This window comes from Enterobacter cloacae complex sp. P29RS, assembly GCF_014893445.1.
GTDB lineage: Bacteria > Pseudomonadota > Gammaproteobacteria > Enterobacterales > Enterobacteriaceae > Enterobacter > Enterobacter intestinihominis.
On sequence record NZ_JADBPZ010000016.1, the window covers coordinates 1 to 25,113 of the forward strand.

Genomic DNA, 25,113 nt, shown 5'->3' on the forward strand with positions numbered 1-25,113 from the left:
CGACGGGTGACACCACCGGCTACCTGGCAAACCCGAAGGAGGTGTGAGATGGGAAGTGGATGGCATGAATGGCCGCTTATGATCTTCACGGTCTTTGGGCAGTGTGTTGCAGGCGGGTTTATCGTCCTTGCGCTGGCGCTGTTAAAAGGGAACCTCAATGCTGAACAGCAGCAGCGTTTAGTGTTGAGCATGTTTGGCCTGTGGGTGTTGATGGGGATTGGGTTTATCGCCTCTACGCTGCACCTGGGCTCACCGATGCGCGCGTTTAACTCCCTGAACCGCATAGGTGCCTCTTCGCTGAGTAACGAGATTGCCAGCGGCGCAATCTTCTTTGCAGTTGGCGGGCTGGGGTGGTTACTGGCAGCGCTGAAAAAGCTGCCGTCAGGGTTACGTGCGTTGTGGCTCATCGTCACCATGGTACTGGGCGTTGTCTTTGTCTGGATGATGGTCCGGGTGTACAACACCATCGATACCGTTCCGACCTGGTACAGCGTCTGGACGCCGATGAGCTTCTTCCTGACCATGTTTATTGGCGGGCCGCTGCTGGGTTATCTGCTTCTGCGTGTAGCTGGCATTAATGGTTGGGCGATGCGCCTGCTGCCCGCGGTCTCGCTGCTGGCACTGGTCATCAGTACCGTTGTAGCGCTTATGCAGGGAGCGGAGCTGGCGACCATTCACAGCTCTATCCAACAGGCTTCGGCGCTGGTACCGGATTACGGTTCTCTGATGGCCTGGCGTGTGGTGCTGCTGACGGCGGCGCTGGTGTGCTGGATTGCCCCTCAGCTTAAAGGTTACGCGCCTGCGCTACCGTTGCTGTCACTGGCCTTTGTGCTGGCGCTGGCAGGGGAGTTAATTGGTCGCGGCGTATTTTACGGTCTGCATATGACGGTCGGTATGGCTGTCGCCAGCTAATTTTAGATTTTGTTATAAAAAGCCGGGACATAGTGCCCGGCTTTTCTTTTTTCATTCATGAAATTTTTCGACTGATGTTTCGTTGTAAAAATTCCCGGAAATAAATAAAAACAAATAGATAATTAATATTGGTAGCAGGTTTTGCATTAGCAGGATGAGTTTTTTAAATCGACAAGGCGCATATCGTGCGTGACGCCTGAATCGGTGGATTGACTTTGTTTTTGCCAGTGGCATGATGCGCACGAAATCTGAACTTCCTCACGGTTTTTAATCCATGACCACCTATACCCGCCCGGTGCTTTTGTTGCTCTGTGGCCTGCTTTTGCTGACCCTGGCGATCGCGGTGTTGAACACACTCGTCCCGCTATGGCTCGCCCATGAAAACTTACCAACCTGGCAGGTGGGTATGGTTAGCTCGTCCTTTTTTACGGGCAATCTGCTGGGCACCTTATTAACGGGCAGCCTTATTAAGCGCTTTGGTTTTAACCGCAGCTATTATCTGGCGTCACTGATCTTTGCCGTCGGATGCGCCGGTTTAGGACTGATGGTCGGCTTCTGGAGCTGGATGGTCTGGCGCTTTATTGCGGGCGTTGGCTGCGCCATGATCTGGGTGGTGGTTGAAAGTGCGCTGATGTGCAGCGGCACGTCCCGTAATCGCGGGCGTCTGCTGGCGGCTTATATGATGGTTTACTACGTCGGTACCGTTCTGGGACAACTGATGGTCAGCAAATTCCCAACCGACCTGATGAGCGTTCTGCCATGGGTAACAGGGATGGTGCTGGCCGCAATTCTGCCGCTGCTCTTTACCCGTATCGTGAACCAGAGCAGTGAGCATCAGGAGGCCACGCACGTTTGGCCGATGCTGAGACTGCGCCATGCGCGCCTGGGGATTAACGGCTGTATTATTTCCGGGATTGTGCTGGGGTCGCTCTATGGCCTGATGCCGCTCTATCTTAACCATCAGGGTGTCAGTGATTCCGGGATCGGTTTCTGGATGGCGGTGATGGTCAGCGCGGGGATTGTCGGCCAGTGGCCAATTGGCCGCCTGGCGGACCGCTTTGGTCGTCTGCTGGTGCTGCGCGTCCAGGTTTTCGTGGTCATCATGGGCTGTCTCGCTATGCTCAGCAACGCCGCGATGGCGCCTGCGCTGTTCATTCTGGGGGCTGCGGGTTTTACGCTCTATCCGGTCGCGATGGCCTGGGCCTGTGAGAAAGTTGAGCATCACCAGCTGGTGGCGATGAACCAGGCATTGTTGCTGAGTTACACCATCGGCAGTTTACTGGGGCCGACTTTTACCGCTATGCTCATGCAAAATTACTCTGATAATCTGCTGTTTATCATGATCGCCAGCGTATCGTTTATTTATCTGTTAATGCTGCTGCGCAAAGTGGGCGAGCACCCAACGCCAGTGGCACATGCCTGATTAAATAAAAGCCTGTCGATGACAGGCTTTTTTGTCCCTGTCACATATAAGACTTTTACTTATTGTGAGTTTTTACTGCCTGGCGATAATTCAAATGAGTTCTACCACTAAAAGGCAGCAATCATGTCTACTCGTCGTTTTTCCACTACCGCACTTGCCGTAGTGTTGGCTTTAACGTTTGCAACGGCTCCGGCCATGGCTAATCCTGGAAACGGGAATGGCGGTGGTCACGGAAACGGTGGCGGACAAGGTAATAGCGGCAATCATGGTAACGGGAACGCTGGTAACCATGGTAATAAGCACAATAACGGCCAGGATAATCCAGGAAAATCGGATAAGAGCTTTAAAAACAGCAACGATGTGGGTCATGATGTTGACGTCCGCGTGAGCTTCGATCATGCCCGCCATCTGGCACTGAATTACGGCTTAACGGGCTACGACTCTCTGCCTCCGGGTATTGCGAAAAACCTGGCGCGCGGTAAGCCACTGCCTCCGGGCATTGCGAAGAAAACCGTGCCAGCCGATATGCTGGGTCAGCTTCCTTCTTATCCGGGCTATGAATGGCGCGTGGTGGGTGACGACCTGGTCTTAATTGCGCTGAGTACCGCGATTGTGACTTCCGTGATTAACGGCGTCTTTAAATAGAATATAAAAAGGCCCGGTTTTCACCGGGCCTTTTCGTTAATACATGACCTTGTGGCCATACTGCTCAAGAATACCTTTGACGCGCTCCATCGTCTCTTTTTTCGGCGGCTTCACGCCATCGAGCTTGTACTCTTCACCCATTGCCACCCATTTGTGTTTGCCCAGCTCGTGATAGGGCAGGAGTTCAATTTTCTCCACGTTACCCATATCCCGGGTAAATTCGCCCAGACGATGTGCAGAATCATCATCATCTGACCAGCCCGGTACTACCACGTAGCGGATCCAGGTCTTGACGCCTTTATTGGCAATGTATTTGGCAAATTCCAGCGTACGGTGGTTTGAGACGCCAACCAGATTCTGGTGGATCTCATCTTTCATCTGCTTGAGATCGAGCATCACCAGATCGGTCACTTCTAGCAGTTCATCAATAACCGGATCGTAACGGCGCACAAAGCCGTTGGTGTCGAGGCAGGTATGAATACCTTCTTTATGGCAGGCGCGGAACCAGTCGCGCACAAATTCAGCCTGAAGAATAGCTTCACCGCCGGATGCCGTCACGCCACCGCCGGACGCGTTCATGAAGTGGCGATAGGTCACCACCTCTTTCATCAGATCCTCAACGGTGACTTCTTTACCGCCATGGGTGTCCCAGGTGTCACGGTTATGGCAGTACAGGCAGCGCATCAGGCAGCCCTGGAAGAAAGTGATAAAGCGGATCCCCGGGCCATCGACGGTGCCACAGGATTCAAAGGAGTGAATGCGACCAATAATTGACATTGCGGTGATATCTCCGAATTTGGCCCATCCGTGGGCCTATGTAGATGCACAGCTCAAAGGCTATGTCGAGTCTGTTTTGGCTGTTATCCATTAAGTATAGATAGCGGACAAAAGAGACTGATGAAGCGAGGGTGTTAAAAAGGCCCCACTTGCGTGGAGCCTTTATTGTACGCTTTTTAACGCGTGATTTCAGTCAATTCCACTTACATGGACTGAGTGAAAGTACGGGTGATAACGTCCTGTTGCTGTTCTTTCGTCAGGGAGTTAAAACGTACTGCGTAGCCTGATACACGAATGGTCAGCTGAGGATATTTCTCAGGATGTTCCATCGCGTCGAGCAGCATTTCACGGTTCATCACGTTCACGTTCAGGTGCTGACCACCTTCGATGGACGCTTCGTGGTGGAAGTAACCATCCATCAGACCCGCGAGGTTAGTTTTACGCACTTCGTCGTCTTTACCCAGCGCGTTTGGCACGATAGAGAAGGTGTAAGAGATACCATCTTTCGCGTATGCAAACGGCAGTTTAGCAACGGAGGTCAGAGAGGCAACCGCACCTTTCTGGTCACGACCGTGCATTGGGTTAGCACCTGGGCCGAATGGCGCGCCAGCACGACGACCGTCTGGGGTGTTACCGGTTTTCTTACCATACACAACGTTAGAGGTGATGGTCAGAACAGACTGAGTCGGGATAGCGTTACGATAGGTAGTGAGTTTCTGAATTTTCTTCATGAAACGTTCTACCAGGTCAACCGCCATGTCATCAACGCGAGCGTCGTTGTTACCAAACTGCGGATATTCGCCTTCGATTTCGAAGTCGATAGCCAGACCATCTTCGTCACGAATTGGTTTAACTTTCGCATATTTGATTGCAGACAGGGAGTCAGCCGCAACGGACAGACCTGCGATACCACACGCCATGGTGCGAACGACGTCACGGTCATGCAGCGCCATCAGAGAGGCTTCGTAGCTGTACTTGTCGTGCATGTAGTGGATGACGTTCAGCGCAGTGACATACTGCTTAGCCAGCCAGTCCATGAAGTGATCCATGCGCTCCATCACTTCGTCGAAGTTCAGAAGGTCGCCTTTGATCGGTTCAGACTTAGGACCAACCTGCATTTTCAGTTTTTCGTCAACGCCGCCGTTGATTGCGTACAGCATGGTTTTCGCCAGGTTTGCACGCGCACCGAAGAACTGCATTTGCTTACCAACAACCATTGGGCTTACGCAGCACGCGATAGCGTAGTCGTCGTTGTTGAAGTCCGGACGCATCAGGTCATCGTTCTCGTATTGCAGAGAAGAGGTGTCGATGGACACTTTAGCGGCGAATTTCTTGAAGTTCAGTGGCAGTTTTTCAGACCACAGAACGGTGATGTTCGGCTCCGGAGAAGGACCCATGGTGTACAGGGTGTTCAGGAAGCGGAAGCTGTTTTTGGTTACCAGAGTACGGCCATCTACGCCCATACCGCCGATAGATTCGGTTGCCCAGATTGGGTCACCAGAGAACAGCTCATCATATTCTGGAGTACGCAGGAAGCGAACCATACGCAGTTTCATGACCAGGTGGTCAATCATTTCCTGAGCGTCTTGTTCGGTGATTTTGCCTGCTTTGATATCGCGTTCGATATACGCATCCAGGAAGGTGGATACGCGGCCGAAGGACATTGCTGCACCGTTCTGAGACTTAACCGCGGCCAGGTAGCCGAAGTAGGTCCACTGGATAGCTTCCTGAGCGTTGGTTGCAGGACCAGAGATATCACAGCCGTATTTAGCCGCCATCTCTTTGATCTGACCCAGCGCACGGTGCTGTTCAGCAATCTCTTCACGCAGACGGATAGTCGCTTCCAGGTTTACGCCGTTTTCCAGGTCAGACTGGAGAGAGACGAACTGCGCGTATTTGTCTTTCATCAGGAAGTCGATACCGTACAGCGCAACGCGACGGTAGTCACCGATGATACGGCCACGGCCATAGGCATCTGGCAGACCGGTCAGAACGCCAGATTTACGGCAGTTCAGAATGTCTTTGGTGTAAACATCGAATACACCCTGGTTATGGGTTTTACGGTATTCGGTGAAGATTTTTTTCAGCATTGGGTCCAGCTCGCGGTTATACGCTTTGCAGGAACCTTCAACCATTTTAATGCCACCGAACGGGATGATTGCGCGTTTCAGTGGTGCTTCAGTCTGGAGACCAACGATTTTCTCAAGGGCTTTGTTGATGTAGCCAGCATCGTGAGAAGTGATGGTAGAAGCAACGGAGGTGTCAAAATCAACTGGCGCGTGAGTGCGGTTTTCCAGTTTAACGCCTTCCATTACGCTGTCCCACAGCTTGGTGGTTGCATCAGTCGCACCAGCCAGGAAGGATTCGTCACCTTCATACGGGGTATAGTTTTTCTGAATGAAGTCACGGACGTTGACTTCATTCTGCCAGTCACCTTTCGTAAAACCTTCCCAGGCTGTGGCTAACTTTTCATTAAGCTCGGACATGTAACACCTACCTTCTTAAGTGGATTTTTTATTTACTGCCTGAGACAACCATTAATGATGATCGCCGCCACGCAGGTAAATGACCCAGTATGTCAACCCAACTAATAGACCCCCACCGATAATGTTCCCGATAGTGACGGGGATCAGGTTATCAGTAATGAAATTCATAATAGTCAGGTGTGAAAAACTTTCCGGGGTTGAACCAACAGCAGTCCAGAACTCCGGGCTTGCAAAGTTGCGGATAACAATCCCCATCGGGATCATGAACATATTCGCAATACTGTGCTCAAAGCCGCTGGCAACAAACATCGCAACCGGCAGAACCATAATCATGGCTTTATCCATCAGGCTACGACCAGAGTAGCTCATCCAGACCGCCAGGCAGACCATCAGGTTTGCAAGGATGCCGAGAGCAACGGCTTCGATAAATGTATGGTGCATTTTGTGGTCGGCGGTTTGCAGGACGTTAAGCCCCCAGCCGCCGTTGGCGGTCATGTACTCGCCAGAAAGCCACATCAACAGAACAAAGAGCAGACAGCCAATCAGGTTGCCAACGTAGACGTTGAGCCAGTTGCGCCCCAGTTGACCCCAGGTAATTCTTCCGCTGGCTTTTGCCACAACAATCAGCACCGTTGAGGTGAAGAGGTCGGCGCCGCAGATGACGCAGAGGATCAGGCCCAGTGAGAAGCAAATACCACCAATCAGTTTCGCTATGCCGAAAGGCATCCCGGCAGTGCCGGTGGTGGCTGTGATATAGAAGACGAAAGCGATGGAGATGAACACCCCAGCCGTAATGGCCAGAAAGAACGTCGTCATCGGATGTTTCGTTGCTTTGTAGACACCCGCTTCTTCGGCAACTTTCGCCATCGCAGCGGGGAGTAATAGATCAAAAGGGTTGTCAGCTTTCACACTAACTCTCTCTTTATTAAGTCGGCGACGAGATACTAACAAAGCATTATAGAAGAGAAATTGATATAGATCATATCTCGCCTGGCTTATAGGCCCGCAGTGTGTATGGTTTTACAGCAAAAGCGGAGTAAGTATTTGATTATCCGTATAAAAATAAATTTTAAAAGTTATGAAAAGAGTTGAATTTTTTCCTTCAGCCTCCCGTGGAACAGTTAATTAAAATGGAGTATTTATTAGAATTAGTAACAGTAAAGCCCAGGTAAGCGTTTTTATATTTACCCGTGGTTAACTTAATTATTACAATTAAACGTCATTGCGGAAAAATAAAAAAAAGGGGCAATGAAATTGCCCCGTAATATAGCTCAGGCGATTGAATACGCCTACAGCCATTAATGTTATATGCGCTTATTTTGACCAGTAAGCGGCTTTAGCCTTCTGCAATTTTTCATACGCATTCAGCAGCGACTGATGCGCCGGGAAGGCTTTCAGATCGCTGTCAACCGCTTGCAGGCCATAGAACGGTTCTTCACCGCTCAGCGCAGCGCTGGCAGCTTCAACGGCATCTGCACCGTACATGCGGACGAAGGCGTTCAGATACTGCAATGGCTCGCGGTCGTCTTCCTGAGAAAGCAAGAGCAGCGTTTGCAGGCAACGGTAATAGTTAGTGCGCTCGGCGGAGAAGACGGACTGGTTAAACTCCATCGTCCACTCGGTCCAGGCCAAAGCCTGATCCAGATCGCCGCCCGCCAGCGCCAGCATCGCTTTTAGCTCGCCGATGCGCAGCGTGTACCAGCCGTTATCTTTTCCGGTTGCCAGACCCAGCAGTTCGCGTACGCGGGTGAAATCATCGTGTCCTTCTTCGTCCAGTTGGGCGATCAGGTTCAGATAATCTTCTTTATCCCACTCGCTGCCCGGCAGGGCCAGCAGGGTTTCACGCAGATGCGCGCCCATGCTGTTGTTCGCCAGCCACAGATCTTCTGCCGGATAGATGTCCGACATACCCGGCACAATAATACGGCACGCATAAACGCCGAGGTGTTCATAGTCGGCAATATAGACTTCCTGATCTTCCGCGTTGAAGATCGCCATCAGGGTGGCGAACTCTTCTTCCGTCGTACCGGCAAAGCTCCAGTCCACGAACGGATAGTCTGCGTCCTGTTTGAACATATCCCAGGAGATCAAACCGCTGGAGTCGATGAAGTGCGTTTCGAGGTTGGTGTGCTCGGCGACTTCTTCGTCATCAAAGGTTGGCGGGGTGAATACGTCGAGATCTTTCAGGCTACGACCTTGCAGCAGTTCGGTCACGGTACGCTCCAGCGCCACGCCGAAGTCCGGGTGCGCGCCGAAAGAGGCGAAGCAGGTGCCATTTGCCGGGTTGAACAGTACCACGCAGATAACCGGATATTTGCCGCCCAGAGAGCCGTCATAAGCAAAGATTGGGAAACCTTCCGCTTCCAGTTTGGCGATGGATTCCACCACGCCCGGGTAGCGCGCCAGCACGTCAGCCGGGATCTCCGGCAGGCTGATGGATTCAGCAATAATACGGTTTTTGATGTGACGCTCGAAAACTTCAGACAACCCCTGTACACGCGCTTCGTTACGGGTGTTACCGGCAGACATACCGTTAGACACATACAGATTGCCAACGATGTTCATTGGAATGTAAACGGTCTGCTCGTCAGACTGACGGGTGAACGGCAGGGCGCAGATACCACGATCCTCATTGCCGGATTGCAGGTCGATCAGCATGCTGGCGGTCAGTTCGTTTTCCGGATCGTAGAACGCGCGCAGGCGGGCATCGAGAATGCCTTCCGGCAGTTCGTCGTCTTCGGGTAGCGGGAACCATTTTTCGTTCGGGTAGTGAACGAACGGGCCGTTGGCAATCGTTTCACCCAGCCAGAAGTCGGCGAAGAAATAGTTGGTGGACAGACGCTCAAAATACTCACCCAGCGCAGAGGCCAGTGCCGCTTTTTTGGTCGCGCCTTTGCCGTTGGTGAAGCACAGCGCACAGTCTTTGTCGCGAATATGCACGGACCAGACGTGAGGCACCGGATTCAGCCAGGAGGCTTCTTCGATATTAAAGCCCAGGTCGGTCAGTTTCTGCTGGAAGCGAGCGATGGAATCTTCCAGAGCGGCGTCTTTGCCGGGGATAAACGTTTGAGTCATGGCGTTCACTTTTATCGTACGTAAAGCGCGCAATGATACGGGTTTTGCGTGACGGGTGCTATCTCCGGCGAAAATAAATGGCTGGGCTATGCTTATAAGCAGTAACCTACTGTTAAGGCATAAAAAAATGAAAGCATTTGATCTCCAGCGGATGGCGTTTGATAAAGTCCCACCTGAGTTTTTAGGCGAAGTGGCGTTGCGTAGCCTGTACACCTTTGTACTCGTCTTCCTGTTCCTGAAAATCACCGGACGTCGCGGCGTGCGGCAGATGTCACTGTTTGAAGTGCTGATTATCCTGACGCTGGGTTCGGCGGCAGGGGACGTTGCCTTTTATGACGATGTGCCGATGGTGCCGGTTTTTATCGTCTTCGTGACGCTTGCGCTGCTGTACCGGCTGGTCATGTGGCTGATGTCGAAAAGTGAAAAACTGGAAGATCTGTTCGAAGGAAAACCGGTGGTGATTGTCGAAGATGGTCAACTGGCCTGGGAGAATGTGCAAAGCGCCAATATGACGGAGTTTGAGTTCTTTATGGAGCTACGTATAAGCAGCGTTGAACAACTGGGGCAGGTGCGTCTGGCGATTATGGAAACGAACGGTCAAATCAGCGTTTATTACTATCCTGACGATGAGGTCAAGCCCGGCCTGTGCATACTGCCGGATATGCTTATCGAGCGATACAAAACCGTCCCTGATGCGGGCCAGTATGCCTGCATAAAATGCAGCCACGTGGTGGTCATGCAGGCGGGCGATCATCAATTATGCCCTCGCTGTACAAATCCAGAATGGACGAAGGTTAGCCGGGCTAAACGCATTACCTGACAGCGATATTGTCGGTTTTGCGACAACGGTACGGCAGATTGTTTTGTGTGACGAGGGGCACATTTCTTCGGCCATAAGTTTTAGACATTGCGGCGCGTGTCACTGAATGATAAAACCGATATCCACAGTTATAACTTATGGCTTTTAGCGTGGTGAGGGGAAATGGCTCAAGTCTTTAATTTCAGTTCAGGTCCGGCAATGTTACCGGCAGACGTGCTCAAACAGGCTCAACAGGAGTTGTGTGACTGGAACGGTCTGGGTACGTCGGTGATGGAAGTTAGCCACCGGGGTAAAGCGTTTATTCAGGTGGCGGAAGAGGCAGAAAAGGATTTTCGCGATCTGCTGAACATTCCCTCGAACTACAAAGTATTGTTCTGTCACGGCGGTGGACGCGGTCAGTTTGCGGGTATTCCGCTCAATCTACTGGGCGACAAATCCACCGCTGATTACGTTGATGCCGGCTACTGGGCGGCCAGTGCGGTAAAAGAAGCGCACAAATATTGCACGCCGAACGTTATCGATGCCAAAGTGACCGTTGACGGTATGCGCGCCGTGAAGCCGATGAGTGAGTGGCAGCTTTCTGACAACGCCGCGTATCTTCATTACTGCCCGAACGAAACCATCGACGGTATCGCTATTCACGAAGAGCCAGACTTTGGCGAAAATGTCATTGTGACGGCGGACTTCTCCTCCACCATTCTGTCCACGCCGCTGGACGTCAGCCGCTACGGCGTCATCTACGCGGGTGCCCAGAAAAACATCGGTCCTGCGGGTCTGACTATCGTTATCGTGCGTGAAGACCTGCTGGGGAAAGCCCATAAGTCTTGCCCGTCAATTCTGGATTACACCGTCCTGAACGACAACGATTCCATGTTCAACACTCCACCAACGTTCGCCTGGTATCTCTCCGGCCTGGTCTTCAAATGGCTGAAGCAAAAAGGCGGCGTGGCGCAGATGGACAAGATCAATCAGCAAAAAGCTGAACTGCTGTACGGCGTGATCGACAAGAGCGATTTCTACCGTAACGATGTCGCCAAAACTAACCGTTCGCGCATGAACGTGCCGTTCCAGCTGGCGGACAACAACCTGGATAACGTGTTCCTGGAAGAGTCCTTCGCGGCGGGTCTGCATGCGCTGAAAGGTCACCGTGTGGTAGGCGGTATGCGTGCCTCTATCTATAACGCGATGCCGCTGGAAGGCGTTAAAGCCCTGACTGATTTCATGATCGACTTCGAACGTCGTCACGGTTAATTGGCTGTTTTTCACCCCCGCAGCGTTCCTGCGGGGTTTTTATTATGTTGAGTTGAGAGTTAAGTTTCATGGAATCCCTGACGTTACAACCTATCGCGCGGGTAGATGGCACCATTAATCTGCCTGGTTCAAAAAGTGTCTCGAACCGCGCTCTGCTGCTGGCAGCTCTGGCAAACGGCACCACCGTCCTTTCCAACCTGCTGGACAGCGATGACGTGCGCCATATGCTCAATGCACTGAAAGCGTTGGGCGTTCAGTACGCGCTGTCAGACGATCGTACCCGTTGTGAAGTCACCGGTAACGGCGGCGCATTACATTCCGCTGAAGCGCTGGAGCTTTTCCTGGGTAACGCCGGTACGGCGATGCGTCCTCTGGCCGCTGCGCTGTGTCTTGGGAGCAACGATATTGTGCTGACCGGCGAGCCGCGCATGAAAGAGCGTCCGATCGGCCACCTGGTCGATGCCCTGCGTCAGGGCGGCGCGCAGATTGATTATCTTGAGCAAGAAAATTACCCGCCACTGCGTCTGCGCGGTGGTTTCACTGGCGATAATGTTGAGGTTGACGGTAGCGTCTCCAGCCAGTTCTTGACGGCACTGCTGATGACCGCACCGCTGGCTCCAAATGATACCGTGATTAGCATTAAAGGCGACCTGGTCTCTAAGCCGTACATTGATATCACGCTGCACCTGATGAAAACCTTCGGCGTTGAGGTGGAAAACCAGTCTTATCAGCGCTTCGTGGTGCGCGGGGCACAGCAGTACCAGTCTCCGGGCAACTACCTGGTTGAAGGGGATGCGTCATCCGCGTCCTACTTCCTGGCCGCGGGTGCGATTAAAGGCGGTACGGTAAAAGTGACGGGTATTGGTCGCAACAGCGTGCAGGGCGATATTCGTTTTGCCGACGTGCTGGAAAAAATGGGCGCGGTTGTGACCTGGGGCGATGACTTCATCTCCTGTACGCACGGTGAGCTGAACGCCATCGACATGGACATGAACCATATTCCTGACGCGGCAATGACCATCGCCACCGCTGCGCTGTTTGCGAAAGGCACCACCACGCTGCGTAACATCTATAACTGGCGCGTAAAAGAGACTGACCGCCTGTTCGCAATGGCAACCGAGCTGCGTAAAGTGGGGGCGGTGGTAGAAGAGGGCGAAGACTACATTCGCGTCACGCCGCCGGCAAAACTGCAATTTGCAGAAATTGGCACCTACAACGATCACCGCATGGCGATGTGTTTCTCGCTGGTGGCGCTGTCAGATACGCCAGTCACCATCCTTGACCCGAAGTGCACGGCGAAAACCTTCCCGGACTACTTCGAACAGCTGGCGCGCATTAGCACCCTGGCCTGACGATCGTATGCCGCATCTCCTGATGCGGCATTTCCTTACGCTTTCTGACAGTCATCCTCTTTCATTTCTTCTACACTCTGCTTCAATCATTCCGTAATTTGCACGCAAAGGTAACAGTTGCGCACGTTGGCGCGTATAATGCGCGGCGTTCATGTAAACGGTATGCCTTAATTAAGGAGAAAAAGATGACGGCAATTGCCCCGGTAATCACCATTGATGGGCCAAGTGGCGCAGGGAAAGGTACTCTGTGCAAAGCGATGGCGGAAGCATTGCAATGGCATCTTTTAGATTCGGGAGCAATCTATCGCGTGCTGGCGCTGGCTGCGCTGCATCATCATGTAGATGTTGCGTCTGAAGAAGCGCTGGTACCGCTGGCTGCACATCTGGATGTGCGCTTTGTCTCTACTGATGGCAACCTTGAAGTGATCCTGGAAGGGGAAGATGTCAGCGGTGAAATCCGTACGCAGGAAGTGGCCAATGCGGCCTCTCAGGTGGCGGCTTTCCCACGCGTTCGTGAAGCGCTGTTACGTCGCCAGCGCGGTTTCCGCGAAGCGCCGGGGCTGATCGCCGACGGTCGCGACATGGGAACCGTGGTATTCCCTGATGCGCCAGTGAAAATTTTCCTTGACGCCTCTTCGGAAGAACGTGCTCAACGCCGCATGCTTCAGTTGCAGGAAAAGGGGTTTAGTGTTAACTTTGATCGCCTTTTATCCGAGATAAAAGAGCGCGATGACCGCGATCGTAACCGCGCCGTCGCACCACTTGTTCCCGCGCAAGACGCATTAGTGCTGGATTCAACCAGTTTAACTATTGAGCAAGTGATTGAAAAAGCGCTACAATATGCGCGCCAAAAACTGGCACTCGCGTAATCGCGACCGATTTAGCAGTACCCCCGCTGCAATGGATTGACGGCGGGTATGTGAAACAACCCCATCCGGCACGGAGCCAGGTGGACGTTAATATTAACCTGAAGATTAAACATGACTGAATCTTTTGCTCAACTGTTTGAAGAATCCTTAAAAGAAATCGAAACCCGTCCGGGTTCCATCGTTCGCGGTGTTGTTGTTGCTATCGACAAAGACGTAGTACTGGTTGACGCCGGTCTGAAATCTGAGTCCGCCATCCCGGCTGAGCAGTTCAAAAACGCCCAGGGCGAGCTGGAAATCCAGGTAGGTGACGAAGTTGACGTTGCTCTGGACGCAGTAGAAGACGGCTTCGGCGAAACCCTGCTGTCTCGTGAGAAAGCTAAACGTCACGAAGCATGGATCACGCTGGAAAAAGCTTACGAAGAAGCTGAAACTGTGGTCGGTGTTATCAACGGCAAAGTTAAAGGTGGCTTCACTGTTGAGCTGAATGGTATTCGTGCGTTCCTGCCAGGTTCTCTGGTAGACGTTCGTCCAGTCCGTGACACCCTGCACCTCGAAGGCAAAGAGCTTGAGTTCAAAGTAATCAAGCTGGACCAGAAGCGTAACAACGTTGTTGTTTCCCGTCGTGCCGTTATCGAATCCGAAAACAGCGCAGAACGCGATCAGCTGCTGGAAAACCTGCAGGAAGGCATGGAAGTCAAAGGTATCGTTAAGAACCTCACTGACTACGGCGCATTCGTTGACCTGGGCGGCGTTGATGGCCTGCTGCACATCACCGACATGGCGTGGAAACGCGTTAAGCACCCAAGCGAAATCGTGAACGTGGGCGACGAAATCACTGTTAAAGTGCTGAAGTTCGACCGCGAGCGTACTCGTGTATCCCTCGGCCTGAAACAGCTGGGCGAAGATCCATGGGTAGCTATCGCTAAGCGTTACCCAGAAGGTACTAAACTGACTGGTCGCGTTACCAACCTGACCGACTACGGCTGCTTCGTTGAAATCGAAGAAGGCGTTGAAGGCCTGGTGCACGTTTCCGAAATGGACTGGACCAACAAAAACATCCACCCATCCAAAGTTGTTAACGTTGGTGATGTAGTGGAAGTGATGGTTCTGGATATCGACGAAGAACGTCGTCGTATCTCCCTGGGCCTGAAGCAGTGCAAAAACAACCCATGGCAGCAGTTCGCGGAAACCCACAACAAGGGCGACCGTGTTGAAGGTAAAATCAAGTCTATCACTGACTTCGGTATCTTCATCGGCCTGGACGGCGGCATCGATGGCCTGGTTCACCTGTCTGACATCTCCTGGAACGTTGCAGGCGAAGAAGCAGTTCGTGAATACAAAAAAGGCGACGAAATCGCAGCAGTTGTTCTGCAGGTTGACGCAGAGCGTGAACGTATCTCCCTGGGCGTTAAACAGCTCGCAGAAGATCCGTTCAACAACTGGGTTGCACTGAACAAGAAAGGCGCAATCGTAAACGGTAAAGTGACTGCTGTTGACGCTAAAGGCGCAACCGTAGAACTGGCTGACGGCGTTGAAGGTTACCTGCGCGCTTCCGAAGCTTCACGTGACCGCGTTGAAGATGCAACTCTGGTTCTGAGCGTTGGTGACGACGTTGAAGCTAAGTTCACCGGTGTTGACCGTAAGAACCGTGCAATCAGCCTGTCTGTTCGTGCTAAAGACGAAGCTGATGAGAAAGATGCAATCGCAACTGTGAACAAACAGGAAGATGCAAACTTCTCTAACAACGCAATGGCTGAAGCTTTCAAAGCAGCTAAAGGCGAGTAAGTTCAGGTTCGCACCATCATTTGAGCTGTAACGCATTTACAGCGCGAAGGATGGAGAGCAGACTTGACAGATTGCAGGATTCGTCCTGTAATCAATAACAAAGGGCGGCTACGGCCGCCCTTGTTTAATAAGCTGTTCAGCTAATGGGTTTGAAAGGAACCGGAGGAATCATGACCAAGTCAGAATTGATTGAAAGACTTGCCAGTCAGCAACCGCATATCCCTGCCAAGGCTGTGGAAGATGCCGTTAAAGAGATGCTGGAGCATATGGCTACCACTCTTGCCCAGGGCGAGCGCATTGAAATCCGCGGTTTCGGTAGTTTTTCCCTGCACTATCGTGCACCACGTACCGGGCGTAACCCGAAGACTGGCGATAAAGTGGAGCTGGAAGGAAAGTATGTTCCGCACTTTAAGCCGGGTAAAGAACTGCGCGATCGCGCCAATATTTACGGTAACTGAGTTTAATCATCAGGGTTAAACTGAGTTTAAAGAAAGCACCTTAGGGTGCTTTTTTTGTATCCCGCCCCTGCATTTCTGAATACGCGCCGCATTCTCATTTTCTCCTTGCTGTAAACGCTTAAAAACGTTGCAGCGCCCGCTGTAAATCACGCCTTTTCTGTCTGACGACGCATCACTCCCGCCGCATAATCGCCTGAAACATGGAGGTGAAGATGGGGATCCACGTTATCAGTATGTGCGCCATTCTGGCCATAATCCCGCTCTATTGGTTACCCGTTTTGCCAGACTTGCATATTGTCTGGTTGCTGATTGCCGCAGGAATTGCGTTATCCGTACAGCAGAGAAAATGGCTCAGGTTTTCAGGCCTCGCATTGCTTTTTATGTGCTGGGGGATCCTGGCCGCTCAGGAAAGCGTGTGGCCGATGAACCATTTAACGAGAGCACCGCAGCAGGCCGAGGTGGTCATTACCGCAACTGACGGCGCAACGATGCATCAGGGAAGGATTATCAGCCTCAATGGAGAACGCGTGTGGGCTGCTATGGGCGTGTCACTCTACGGCAACTACCTGCCTCAAAATGTCTGCGTGGGTCAACGCTGGGCGATGACCCTGCGGCTCAGGGCGGTACACGGAGAACTCAACGATGGCGGCTATGATTCGCAGAAAAACGCCTTTGCCCGACACCAGACGCTGAGCGGACGGTTTACCCATGCGGAGATTATCGACGCACGCTGTAGCCTGCGTTCGCAATACCTGACATCACTACAGAATACGCTTTCAGCATATCAGTGGGGGCCCGTGATCCTGGGGCTGGGAATGGGGGAGCGGCTGTCGGTCTCGCGGGAGATAAAAAACCTGATGCGTGAGACCGGAACGATGCATCTCATGGCCATTTCGGGATTGCATATTGCGCTGGCAGCTTCTGCTGTCTGGCTACTGGCTCGGGGCATCCAGTTTTTCCTGCCGGGCCGCTGGATTATCTGGCAAATGCCCTTACTGGCAGGTCTGATTTTTGCCGCGTTTTACGCATGGCTAACGGGCTTGCAGCCGCCTGCGCTGCGTACGGTTATTGCGCTTGTGGTACTGGCTGCATTAAAAATGAGTGGTCGCCAGTGGTCGCCCTGGCAGGTATGGCTTACCTGCGTGGCGGCGATCCTGTTTTTCGATCCGCTGGCGGTACTGTCACAAAGCCTGGCGTTATCCGCGTTTGCGGTCGCCGCGCTTATTTTTTGGTATCAGTGGTTGCCTCTCCCGCACTGGCAACGTGGCCGGTGCCTGCGGCCGCTGGTTACGCTGTTGTATTTGCAGGTTGGAATGCTGCTGCTTCTGTTGCCGCTTCAGGTACTGATTTTCCATGGTTTCAGTCTCTCCTCGCTGGTGGCGAATCTGTTTGCTGTTCCTCTGGTAACGATTATCTCAGTTCCACTGATCCTGCTCGGTATGTTTCTGCATCTGTTTCCGGTGGCGACGCTGGAAAGTATCGTCTGGCTGGCTGCCGATAAGTCTCTGGCAGGACTTTTCTGGCTATTGATGCGTTTACCGAATGGCTGGCAGGACGTGGATGAACGCTGGCAATACCTGACGTTACTGCCGTGGCTGCTGATCATTGGCTGGCGATTCAGGGCCTTCAGCGCAGTACCCGCAGTCTGTCTGGCAGGCAGCGTGGTGATGGCATTTCCCCTCTGGCACAGGATTAAAACTGACAGCTGGTCCCTGCATATGCTGGATGTAGGGCAAGGGCTGGCGATGGTCATTGAGCGTCACGGGAAGGCCATTCTGTATGACACCGGGCTGGCATGGCCCGGTGGGGACAGCGCGCAGCAGCTGATTATCCCCTGGCTACGCTGGCATCATCTGAGGCCGGAAGGGGTGATCCTGAGCCATGAACATCTCGACCACGCGGGGGGACTGGCATCGCTAAAAGCTGCCTGGCCTGCAATGTGGATCAGAAGCCCCTTAGCCTGGGCCGGACATCTTCCATGCTTTCGTGGACAACGATGGCAGTGGCATGGGTTAACGTTCTCCGTGCACTGGCCACCCGAAAACACCTCGGCGAAAGGTAACAACCGCTCCTGCGTGGTAAAAATCGATGACGGCGAACAGAGCGTTTTACTGACCGGAGATATTGAAGCGCAGGCAGAACTGGCAATGTCGAGCCACCGCTGGCGTCAACTTGCGGCTACACTGATTCAGGTGCCGCACCATGGGAGTAACACGTCATCTTCAACACCGCTGCTACAGCGCGTGGAGGGGCAGGTTTCGCTGGCCTCGATGGCCCGCTATAACGCGTGGCGTTTCCCTTCCATCAAAGTAGTCAGGCGCTATCGAACTGAGGGATATCTCTGGCTTGATACCCCGCAGTCCGGACAGATAACTGTGACGTTTTCGCACCAAAGTCGGCAAATTCGCCGCTTACGTGAACACTATTTACCGCGTTGGTATCATCAGTGGTTTGGCGCGCCCGTAGATAACGGGTAGAATATGCGGCTATTTCAACAAATGCTGGTTTTTTGAATGCATAACGACAAAGATCTCTCCACGTGGCAAACGTTCCGCCGGCTCTGGCCGATGATTGCACCTTTCAAAGCAGGCTTGATCGTGGCGGGCGTAGCGTTAATCCTCAACGCAGCCAGCGATACGTTTATGTTATCGCTTCTCAAACCGTTACTGGATGACGGTTTTGGTAAAACGGATCGTTCAGTGCTGCTATGGATGCCGCTGGTGGTTATTGGGCTGATGATCTTACGCGGAATCTCCAGCTATGTATCCAGCTACTGCATCTCCTGGGTATCCGGTAAAGTGGTGATGACCATGCGCCGTCGGTTATTCAGCCATATGATGGGGATGCCAGTCTCATTCTTTGACAAACAGTCAACCGGTACCCTGCTGTCGCGTATTACCTACGATTCAGAGCAGGTGGCGTCGTCCTCTTCCAGCGCACTGATTACCGTTGTGCGTGAAGGCGCATCCATCATCGGTCTTTTTGCGATGATGTTCTATTACAGCTGGCAACTGTCGCTGATCCTTATTGTGCTGGCGCCGATTGTCTCCATCGCGATCCGCGTGGTATCAAAGCGTTTTCGCAACATCAGTAAAAATATGCAGAATACGATGGGGCAGGTGACTACCAGCGCCGAGCAGATGCTGAAAGGCCATAAGGAAGTGTTGATCTTCGGCGGTCAGGAAGTCGAAACCAAACGCTTTGACAAGGTCAGCAACAGAATGCGCCTGCAAGGGATGAAAATGGTATCGGCCTCGTCGATTTCCGATCCGATCATTCAGCTGATTGCCTCTTTGGCCCTGGCCTTCGTCCTGTATGCAGCAAGCTTCCCGAGCGTCATGGAAACCCTGACTGCGGGTACCATTACCGTGGTGTTCTCATCCATGATTGCGCTGATGCGTCCGCTGAAATCGCTGACTAACGTCAACGCCCAGTTCCAGCGCGGGATGGCAGCCTGTCAGACGCTGTTCAGCATCCTCGATTCCGAACAAGAAAAAGATGAAGGTACACGCGTGATAGAGCGCGCTAAAGGTGACCTGGAATTCCGCAACGTGACCTTTACCTATCCAGGCCGTGAAGTGCCGGCGCTGCGTGATATCAGCCTGTCCATCCCGGCGGGTAAGACCGTTGCACTGGTCGGTCGTTCCGGTTCGGGCAAGTCGACTATTGCCAGCCTGATTACCCGTTTCTACGATATCGACCAGGGCGAAATCCTGCTTGATAGTCACGACCTGCGGGAATATACCCTACAGTCGTTGCGTAACCAGGTCGCGCTGGTTTCGCAGAACGTGCATCTGTTCAACGATACGGTGGCGAACAACATTGCGTATGCCCGTACCGAAGAGTACAGCCGTGAAGAGATCGAGAATGCGGCGCGTATGGCCTATGCGATGGACTTCATTAACAAAATGGATAACGGTCTGGATACGATCATTGGCGAAAACGGGGTGCTGCTCTCCGGTGGTCAGCGTCAACGTATCGCGATTGCCCGAGCGCTGCTGCGCAACAGCCCGATTCTGATCCTCGATGAAGCAACGTCCGCACTGGATACGGAATCTGAACGCGCTATCCAGTCGGCTCTGGATGAATTACAGAAAAACCGTACCTCGCTGGTTATCGCGCACCGTCTGTCGACCATCGAACAGGCTGACGAAATCGTGGTGGTGGAAGACGGCGTTATCGTTGAACGCGGCAGCCATGCGGACCTGCTGGAACAACGTGGTGTATACGCGCAGCTTCATAAAATGCAGTTCGGTCAATGATTGCACGCATCTGGTCGGGTGAGTCCCCTCTGTGGGTGCTGTTTCTCCCGCTCTCCTGGCTGTATGGCCTGGTGAGCGGTGCTATTCGTCTGCTTTATCGCCTCAGGATCAAGCGCGCCTGGCGCGCACCGGTACCGGTAGTGGTGGTCGGCAACCTGACGGCGGGTGGAAACGGCAAAACCCCGGTGGTGATCTGGCTGGTAGAGCAGCTCCAGAGGCGCGGTATCCGCCCGGGAGTTGTCTCACGCGGTTACGGTGGTAAAGCGGCGCAGTATCCACTGGTGCTGAGCCCAGCTACGACAACCGCTGAAGCCGGTGATGAGCCGGTACTGATTTACCAGCGTACCGGCGCGCCGGTTGCGGTATCGCCGGTGCGCAGTGATGCCGTGAAGGCACTGCTTGCGGAGCATGATGTACAAATCATCATTACCGATGATGGTTTGCAGCATTACGCGCTGGCGCGTGACAAAGAGATCGTGGTTATTGACGGCGTGCGGCGTTTTGGCAACGGCTGGTGGCTTCCAGCCGGTCCAATGCGCGAGCGTGCGTCGCGCCTGAAAACCGTTGATGCCGTGATTGTGAACGGTGGTGAAGCCAGAGCGAGCGAAATCCCGATGCTTCTTCGTCCCGGACAGGCCGTAAATATGCTGACCGGCGAGCGTAAAGACGTCGCGCAACTGGAACATCTGGTTGCGATGGCCGGTATAGGTCATCCGCCGCGTTTCTTCGCAACGCTGGAGCAGTGCGGCGCTCGGCTGGAAAAACGGGTGCCGCTGGCCGATCACCAGGCGTTAGTTGCCGAAGAGGTTGAAAGGCTGGCAGCGCCGGGCCAGACGCTGATCATGACGGAAAAAGACGCGGTAAAATGCCGGGCCTTTGCGAAAGAAAACTGGTGGTATCTGCCGGTTGATGCTGAACTCAGCGGCGAACAGCCGGAACATTTGCTCAAGGAACTGCTCGCGTTAGTGCAGTAACTTCTACGCGGTTCCGGTGGCGCTTTGACTGACAGGAAAACGCATGTCTCTACCGCAACTCTCACTTGCAGCCGCACGAAACTTGCATCTTGCCGCCCAGGGGCTTCTGAAAAAGCCCCGCCGCCGCGCGCAGCCAGCTAATATCCTCTCTACCGTGCAACGCATGTCGTTGCTGCAAATCGACACCATTAACATCGTGGCGCGTAGCCCGTATCTGGTCCTGTTTAGCCGCCTGGGAAACTATCCTCCGCAGTGGCTGGATAATGCGCTAAGTCAGGGCGAACTGATGGAATACTGGGCGCATGAAGCCTGTTTTCTCCCGCGCAGCGATTTTGCACTGGTGCGTCACCGCATGCTCGCCCCGGACAAAATGGGCTGGAAATACCGCCAGGAATGGATGGCGGAACACGCGGATGAAATAGAGCAACTGATTGCCCATATTCAGAAAAACGGTCCGGTACGCTCTGCGGATTTTGAACACCCGCGAAAAGGCGCAAGCGGATGGTGGGAGTGGAAACCGCACAAACGCCATCTTGAAGGGCTGTTTACGTCGGGCAAAGTGATGGTGGTCGAGCGCCGCAACTTTCAGCGCGTCTATGACCTCACGCACCGCGTTATGCCTCACTGGGACGATACGCGTGACCTGCTGTCTCAGGACGCAGCCGAAGCCATCATGCTCGGGAACAGCGCCCGCAGCCTGGGCATATTCCGCCCACAGTGGCTGGCGGATTATTATCGCCTGCGTCAGCCGCAGCTAAAACCGCTGCTGGAAACGTGGCAGCGTGAACAGCGCGTGATGCCGGTCTCGGTTGAGTCGTTAGGTGAAATGTGGCTGCATGCGGATTTGTTCCCTCTGCTGGCGCAGGCGCAAGAGGGCAAACTCCAGGCGACCCACAGTGCCGTGCTCTCGCCGTTCGACCCCGTTGTCTGGGACAGAAAGCGGGCCGAACAGCTGTTTGATTTCAGCTACCGTCTGGAATGCTACACCCCGGCGCAAAAACGTCAGTACGGTTATTTTGTTTTGCCGTTGCTTCATAAAGGGCAGCTTGTCGGGCGCATGGACGCTAAAATGCACCGTAAAACCGGCACGCTTGAAATTATCGCGCTCTGGCTGGAAGAGGGCATAAAAGTCACGGCTGGCCTGGAAAAAGGGCTAACGTCTGCGCTCAGTGAATTTGCGCGCTGGCAGGGGGCGTATGAAATTGTACTCGGTCGCGTGCCTGCGGGGCTGTTTACGACCTGTCGAGGTGGCTGGGAAACAGGCACTCCCTGAAAAGGGAATGTGATAAGCTTTAGCGATTACCCATACGGAGGAACTATGGATCACCGTTTACTTGAAATTATTGCCTGCCCGGTGTGCAACGGCAAACTGTATTACAGCCAGGATAAACAAGAGCTGATTTGCAAACTGGACAGCCTGGCGTTCCCGCTGCGTGACGGTATTCCGGTCCTGCTGGAAAATGAAGCCCGTTCCCTGGTGGCAGAAGAGATCAAACCATGAGTTTTGTTGTCATTATCCCTGCGCGTTATGCTTCAACGCGCCTGCCAGGTAAACCGCTGGTGGATATCAACGGTAAACCGATGATTGTGCATGTCCTTGAACGGGCACGCGAATCGGGCGCCGGACGCGTCATCGTCGCCACCGATCACCCGGATGTCGCGCGAGCGGTTGAGGCCGCGGGTGGGGAAGTGTGCATGACCCGTGCCGACCACCAGTCAGGCACCGAGCGCCTGGCGGAAGTCGTCGAAAAATGCGGTTTCAGTGACGAGACGGTGATTGTGAACGTGCAGGGCGATGAGCCGATGATCCCGGCGGCTATTATCCGTCAGGTGGCCGACAACCTGGCCCAGCGTAAGGTTGGCATGGCGACCCTTGCGGTGCCGATTCACCACGCTGAAGAGGCGTTCAATCCGAATGCGGTGAAAGTGGTCATGGACGCAGAGGGCTACGCGCTCTATTTCTCCCGCGCCCCCATTCCGTGGGATCGCGATCGTTTCGCGCAATCGAAAGAGACGATCGGCGAAACCTTCCTGCGCCACATCGGTATTTACGGCTACCGCGCCGGCTTTATTCGTCGCTATGTCGCCTGGGCACCAAGCCCGCTTGAGCATATCGAAATGCTCGAACAGCTTCGCGTACTGTGGTACGGCGAGAAAATTCACGTTGCGGTTGCCCAGGAAGTCCCTGGCACCGGCGTGGATACGCCTGAAGATCTCGAGCGCGTACGCGTCGAATTGCGTTAATTCGCTGCCATCCCCTCGTTCTGGGGGGATGTTCTCTTCCTTTTCTTTTTCATTATTGATCTCGACCGGGTGACATCCGGGGTTCGCGCGCTCATTATAAAAGCAGTAGTCTTAATGGGGGTAATCTCATATGGAACAGCTGCGTGCTGAACTCAGCCATCTCCTTGGCGAACAGCTAAGCCGGGTGGAATGCGTGAATGAAAAGGCCGATACCGCACTCTGGTCGTTGTACGACAGTCAGGGAAACCCCATGCCGCTGATGGCCAGAAGTTTTACCTCGCCGGGCGTCGCCAGACAGCTGGCCTGGAAAATGTCGATGCTGGCGCGGGAAGGGACTGTCCGTATGCCGACGGTCTACGGCGTGATGACCCATGAGGAGCATCCCGGCCCGGATGTTCTGCTTATTGAACGTTTACGCGGGGTTTCTGTTGAAGCCCCGACGCGTACACCGGAGCGCTGGGAACAGCTGAAAGATCAGATTGTCGAGGCCCTGCTAGCCTGGCATCGGCAGGACAGCCGGGGTCTTGTTGGCGCGGTAGACAGCACCCAGGAAAACCTGTGGCCGCTATGGTATCGCCAGCGTGTCGAAGTGCTCTGGGGCACGCTGAACCAGTTCAACAACACCGGTTTAACGATGCAGGACAAACGTATTCTGTTCCGCACCCGGGAATGTCTTCCGACGCTGTTTGAGGGTTTTAACGACAACTGCGTGCTGGTTCACGGCAACTTCACGCTGCGCAGTATGCTTAAAGACTCGCGCAGCGATCAGCTTCTGGCAATGGTCGGGCCGGGGATCATGCTCTGGGCGCCGCGCGAGTACGAACTGTTCAGGCTGAGCGAGGGCGGGGCGGCGGAAGATTTGCTCTGGCACTATCTTCAGCGCGCCCCCGTTGCGGAGGCCTTTCTCTGGCGACGCTGGCTCTATCTTCTCTGGGATGAGGTGGCGCAACTGGTCAACACCGGGCGCTTTAATCGCGCCAGTTTCGATCTGGCCGCAAAATCACTCCTGCCCTGGCTTGCCTGACGAACCCTTGAGCCACTGCCACAGGCGGCCAAGCGTCTCGTAACCGACGCGGTCGCTGTGCATCAGCCATACCGGGGACGGGATTATCCGTTCCCACGGGTTGAGCGGGGCGTCAATGGCCAGCTGGTTTGCCGGAGCAGGAAGCGGATGCAGGCCCTGATTCTCAAAGAAAATCATTGCGCGCGGCAGGTGTGAAGCAGAGGTCACCAGCAGGAACGGCACATCACCGATGGCTTGTTTCACCGCAGCAGCTTCTTCTTCGGTATCTTTTGGGCTATCCAGCGTGATGATGGCGGAACGTGGTACGCCAAGCGATTCAGCCACTCTTGCCCCTGCTTCAGCGGTACTTACCGGGTTGGTTTTTGCCGCAGCGCCCGTGAAGATCATCTTCGATCCCGGGTTGGCAAGCCACAGGCGGATCCCCTCGTTCAGGCGCGGCAGGCTGTTGTTGATCAGGTTTGAGCTGGGGGCCCAGTTCGGATCCCAGGTATACCCGCCGCCCAGCACCACGATATAGCCCACCTTCTGTTTTCCCTGCCATGTAGGGTAGGTGTTTTCAATCGGGCGTAACAAACCGTCAGCGACCGGTTGCAGGCTGAGTAACAGCAGCGCCAGCCAGCCCACGGTGACGAGGGATTTACCGCTTTTCTGAAAGCGGCTAAACCATATCAATGCCAGCCCCAGCGCGATGAGAAGCAACAGCAGGGGAAGGGGAAGCATCATGCCTCCGATATATTTTTTTAGGGTAAAAAGCAT

The 25,113-nt window shown here is 53.8% G+C and carries 21 protein-coding genes; 16 read left to right on the forward strand and 5 right to left on the reverse strand.

Annotation, left to right across the window (positions count from 1 at the left end; all coding sequences use genetic code 11):
- Window positions 1–48 precede the first annotated feature (48 nt).
- The 3 genes from IM282_RS13270 to IM282_RS13280 all read left to right on the forward strand — a co-directional run bounded on the left by IM282_RS13270 (window position 49) and on the right by IM282_RS13280 (window position 2,980).
- On the forward strand, window positions 49–912 hold the full coding sequence (locus tag IM282_RS13270) for a dimethyl sulfoxide reductase anchor subunit family protein (protein WP_192970472.1): 864 nt from the start codon (window positions 49–51) through the stop codon (window positions 910–912).
- A gap of 274 nt (window positions 913–1,186) precedes the next feature.
- Window positions 1,187–2,335: an MFS transporter gene (locus IM282_RS13275; RefSeq protein WP_023305804.1), complete on the forward strand. Its 1,149-nt coding sequence runs from the start codon at window positions 1,187–1,189 to the stop codon at window positions 2,333–2,335.
- Window positions 2,336–2,458: 123 nt separating this feature from the next.
- Window positions 2,459–2,980, forward strand: a complete 522-nt coding sequence (locus tag IM282_RS13280) for an anti-virulence regulator CigR family protein (protein ID WP_032624534.1) — start codon at window positions 2,459–2,461, stop codon at window positions 2,978–2,980.
- A 36-nt stretch (window positions 2,981–3,016) separates the two neighbouring features.
- On the opposite strand, the gene pflA is transcribed toward IM282_RS13280, so the two are convergent.
- From pflA to ycaO, 4 genes are all read right to left on the reverse strand, one after another.
- Complete coding sequence (gene pflA, locus IM282_RS13285; protein ID WP_192970473.1) at window positions 3,017–3,757, reverse strand: pyruvate formate lyase 1-activating protein; 741 nt, start codon at window positions 3,755–3,757, stop codon at window positions 3,017–3,019.
- Between the two features lie 203 nt (window positions 3,758–3,960).
- Complete coding sequence (gene pflB, locus IM282_RS13290; RefSeq protein ID WP_022647624.1) at window positions 3,961–6,243, reverse strand: formate C-acetyltransferase; 2,283 nt, start codon at window positions 6,241–6,243, stop codon at window positions 3,961–3,963.
- A 51-nt stretch (window positions 6,244–6,294) separates the two neighbouring features.
- A complete protein-coding gene (focA, locus tag IM282_RS13295; RefSeq protein WP_017384832.1) occupies window positions 6,295–7,152 on the reverse strand; it encodes a formate transporter FocA in 858 nt (285 codons plus the stop codon).
- 405 nt (window positions 7,153–7,557) lie between these two features.
- Complete coding sequence (gene ycaO, locus IM282_RS13300) at window positions 7,558–9,318, reverse strand: 30S ribosomal protein S12 methylthiotransferase accessory factor YcaO (protein ID WP_022647625.1); 1,761 nt, start codon at window positions 9,316–9,318, stop codon at window positions 7,558–7,560.
- Window positions 9,319–9,445: 127 nt separating this feature from the next.
- On the opposite strand from ycaO, the gene IM282_RS13305 reads away from it, so the two are divergent.
- The 13 genes from IM282_RS13305 to IM282_RS13365 all read left to right on the forward strand — a co-directional run bounded on the left by IM282_RS13305 (window position 9,446) and on the right by IM282_RS13365 (window position 24,357).
- Window positions 9,446–10,138 (forward strand): DUF421 domain-containing protein, encoded by a 693-nt coding sequence (locus tag IM282_RS13305; protein ID WP_023299721.1) that lies wholly within the window; start codon window positions 9,446–9,448, stop codon window positions 10,136–10,138.
- Between the two features lie 162 nt (window positions 10,139–10,300).
- Window positions 10,301–11,389, forward strand: coding sequence for a 3-phosphoserine/phosphohydroxythreonine transaminase (gene serC / locus IM282_RS13310; RefSeq protein WP_022647627.1), 1,089 nt, complete (start codon window positions 10,301–10,303; stop codon window positions 11,387–11,389).
- Between the two features lie 68 nt (window positions 11,390–11,457).
- Window positions 11,458–12,741: a 3-phosphoshikimate 1-carboxyvinyltransferase gene (gene aroA, locus IM282_RS13315; RefSeq protein ID WP_023299723.1), complete on the forward strand. Its 1,284-nt coding sequence runs from the start codon at window positions 11,458–11,460 to the stop codon at window positions 12,739–12,741.
- Between the two features lie 185 nt (window positions 12,742–12,926).
- Window positions 12,927–13,610 carry a (d)CMP kinase gene (cmk, locus tag IM282_RS13320; protein ID WP_015570968.1) on the forward strand — a complete coding sequence of 228 codons (684 nt, stop codon included), beginning with the start codon at window positions 12,927–12,929 and terminating at the stop codon, window positions 13,608–13,610.
- Window positions 13,611–13,721: 111 nt separating this feature from the next.
- Window positions 13,722–15,395: a 30S ribosomal protein S1 gene (gene rpsA, locus IM282_RS13325; RefSeq protein WP_003858235.1), complete on the forward strand. Its 1,674-nt coding sequence runs from the start codon at window positions 13,722–13,724 to the stop codon at window positions 15,393–15,395.
- Between the two features lie 170 nt (window positions 15,396–15,565).
- Window positions 15,566–15,853, forward strand: a complete 288-nt coding sequence (gene ihfB, locus IM282_RS13330; RefSeq protein WP_003858233.1) for an integration host factor subunit beta — start codon at window positions 15,566–15,568, stop codon at window positions 15,851–15,853.
- Between the two features lie 212 nt (window positions 15,854–16,065).
- Complete coding sequence (locus IM282_RS13335) at window positions 16,066–18,330, forward strand: ComEC family protein (RefSeq protein ID WP_192970474.1); 2,265 nt, start codon at window positions 16,066–16,068, stop codon at window positions 18,328–18,330.
- A gap of 36 nt (window positions 18,331–18,366) precedes the next feature.
- Window positions 18,367–20,115 (forward strand): lipid A ABC transporter ATP-binding protein/permease MsbA, encoded by a 1,749-nt coding sequence (gene msbA, locus IM282_RS13340; RefSeq protein WP_192970475.1) that lies wholly within the window; start codon window positions 18,367–18,369, stop codon window positions 20,113–20,115.
- Window positions 20,112–21,089: a tetraacyldisaccharide 4'-kinase gene (gene lpxK, locus IM282_RS13345; protein WP_192970476.1), complete on the forward strand. Its 978-nt coding sequence runs from the start codon at window positions 20,112–20,114 to the stop codon at window positions 21,087–21,089. Before msbA ends, lpxK begins: the two co-directional genes overlap by 4 nt.
- 43 nt (window positions 21,090–21,132) lie before the next feature.
- The gene (locus IM282_RS13350; RefSeq protein WP_192970477.1) at window positions 21,133–22,362 is read left to right on the forward strand and encodes a winged helix-turn-helix domain-containing protein; all 1,230 of its coding nucleotides are present in this window, start codon (window positions 21,133–21,135) and stop codon (window positions 22,360–22,362) included.
- 45 nt (window positions 22,363–22,407) lie between these two features.
- The gene (gene ycaR, locus IM282_RS13355) at window positions 22,408–22,590 is read left to right on the forward strand and encodes a protein YcaR (RefSeq protein ID WP_003858220.1); all 183 of its coding nucleotides are present in this window, start codon (window positions 22,408–22,410) and stop codon (window positions 22,588–22,590) included.
- Window positions 22,587–23,333: a 3-deoxy-manno-octulosonate cytidylyltransferase gene (kdsB, locus tag IM282_RS13360; protein ID WP_063150010.1), complete on the forward strand. Its 747-nt coding sequence runs from the start codon at window positions 22,587–22,589 to the stop codon at window positions 23,331–23,333. Before ycaR ends, kdsB begins: the two co-directional genes overlap by 4 nt.
- A gap of 130 nt (window positions 23,334–23,463) precedes the next feature.
- Entirely contained in the window at window positions 23,464–24,357 is an 894-nt protein-coding gene (locus tag IM282_RS13365) for a YcbJ family phosphotransferase (protein ID WP_023299729.1), read from the forward strand.
- Here IM282_RS13365 and elyC read toward each other — a convergent pair.
- Window positions 24,334–25,113 (reverse strand): envelope biogenesis factor ElyC, encoded by a 780-nt coding sequence (gene elyC, locus IM282_RS13370; protein ID WP_022647634.1) that lies wholly within the window; start codon window positions 25,111–25,113, stop codon window positions 24,334–24,336. The genes IM282_RS13365 and elyC overlap by 24 nt on opposite strands.